Raw genomic sequence first — 816 nt, forward strand, 5'->3', positions numbered from 1 at the left:
CGTCGGTGTAGCCGTCGTCGAGGAAGGACCCGATGAAGGGGATGACGTTGAAGGCGATCTGTTTCGGGAACAGCTTGGGMCGCGCGTCGCCCAGGCCGTAGATGGCCTTGGTCTGGTTCCACAGCTCGTCCATGCCCGCCTTGCCSGCGCCCGAGACCGATTGATAGGTCGAGACCACGGCGCGYYTGATCTTCGCCGCGTCATGCAGGGGCTTGAGGGCCACGACCAGCTGGGCGGTCGAGCAGTTGGGGTTGGCGATGATGTTCTTCTTCGACGCCAGCTTGATGGCGTCSGGGTTCACYTCSGGCACGATCAGCGGCACGTCCGGGTCCATGCGGAAKGCGGACGARTTGTCGATGACCATGGGGCCGGCCGCGCCGATCTTTTCCGACCASRSGCGCGARGCGTCGCCGCCGGCGCTCATCAGCACCAGATCGACCGTCGAGAAATCGAACAGTTCGATGTCCTCGCATTTGATGGTCTTGTCGCCCCAGGACACCTCGACGCCCTTGGACTTGCGCGAGGCGACGGCGTGCATGGTCTCGACGGGGAAGTTCAGCTCCTCGAGGATGTTCAGCATTTCCCGGCCGACGTTGCCGGTGGCGCCTACGACGGCGACGCGATAGCCCATATTGGTGTGTCCTTCGGACGCGCTACGCTCGGCTCGCGGAGCCTCGCTGCTTGAGCGCTGGTTTGTGACGGTCGCCCTATGTGGGCTTTCGCGKGCGCGAAGCAATCGCTTTTCAGCGAGAGCCGGCCCGGCTAAGCCCGAGAACGATGCCCTCACGCATACGCACCGCTTATGACCGTCGTTTG

Annotated in this window: 1 protein-coding gene; it reads right to left on the bottom strand. The window is 64.0% G+C overall.

Annotation, left to right across the window (positions count from 1 at the left end):
* A partial coding sequence (locus ASD25_RS28355; RefSeq protein WP_082572647.1) for an aspartate-semialdehyde dehydrogenase occupies nucleotides 1-631 on the bottom strand: 631 nt, incomplete at its 3' end.
* Nucleotides 632-816 lie beyond the last annotated feature (185 nt).

It is taken from the genome of Brevundimonas sp. Root1423 (assembly GCF_001426805.1).